Annotated in this window: 1 protein-coding gene; it reads right to left on the bottom strand. The window is 75.1% G+C overall.

Annotation, left to right across the window (positions count from 1 at the left end; genetic code table 11):
• Positions 1-118: 118 nt before the first annotated feature.
• Entirely contained in the window at positions 119-871 is a 753-nt protein-coding gene (locus ACFFIA_RS39935; RefSeq protein WP_377261860.1) for a S1C family serine protease, read from the bottom strand.
• Between the last annotated feature and the right edge of the window lie 47 nt (positions 872-918).

Genomic DNA, 918 nt, shown 5'->3' with positions numbered 1-918 from the left:
GGTTGGGGTCCGTGGCCTCGCGACTCCCGCTCATCCCTATCTCGCTCCGTCGCTCGGCGCTCGTTCGCCGTCGTGGTTGAGGCCCGTAGCCTCGCGACTCCCGCTTGTCCTGACCGTCCTATCGCTGGGGTCCGTTGCTGCCTGGGCCGCCGCCGAGGGCGGTGCCGATGGGCACGGCGAAGCCGATGCCGATGAAGGTGCCGGCCCGCGTGGGGTTGACCAGGGCCACCACGATGCCGATCGTCTCGCCTCGAGCGTTGACCAGCGGGCCGCCCGAGCTGCCGGGGTTGACCGCGGCGTCGAACTGGATGAGCCCGGCGAGCCGCGCGCCGTCGTTGCCGGCGGCGGCCCGGTCGAGCCCGGAGACCACGCCGGCGGTGGCGCTGCTGGTCATGCCGAGCGGGTTGCCGACGGCGACCACCTCGTCGCCGACGGCGAGGCGGCCGGAGTTGCCGATCGTCGCGGGCACGAGCACCTGCGGGAGGCTGGCGGCGGCGAGCAGCGCGATGTCGTTGGCCGGGTCGCTCGCCTCGACGGTCGCCGCCGAGCGCGTGCCGTCGGCGAACGTGACCCGCACCGTGCCCCCGGCCACCACGTGCAGCGCGGTCAGGATGGCACCGGTCTGGCTGGCCACGACGCCGGTGCCGGTGCCGGTGACCTGGCTGCCGGCGAGGCGCTCGACGACGACGACAGAGGGGGCGACCACCTCGTAGACCTGGGCGGGGCTGAGCTGCTCGGCGGCGGTCGGCTCGGGCGAGGGCGTGGGCGCGGCGGCGGTCGGGCCGCCACCGGGACCCCACCGGACGAGCGCGACCGCGAGTAGCAGGAGCGCCACGACCGCGGCCGCCGCGCCCACGGTCCAGCGGCGCATTGATTCACGATAACGGCGGGGAAGCCGGCGAGGCTAGCCTACTGTGA

The sequence above is a fragment of the Phytohabitans kaempferiae genome (genome assembly GCF_042433955.1).
In the GTDB taxonomy this organism is placed as follows: domain Bacteria; phylum Actinomycetota; class Actinomycetes; order Mycobacteriales; family Micromonosporaceae; genus Phytohabitans; species Phytohabitans kaempferiae.
Note: the sequence above shows the minus strand (reverse complement) of the source record. Positions and strands in the feature narration are given on the sequence as shown.

Excerpts from the sequence above, each read along its gene's own strand:
- ACFFIA_RS39935 (WP_377261860.1), bottom strand. The coding sequence starts at position 871 with ATGCGCCGCTGGACCGTGGGCGCGGCGGCCGCGGTCGTGGCGCTCCTG.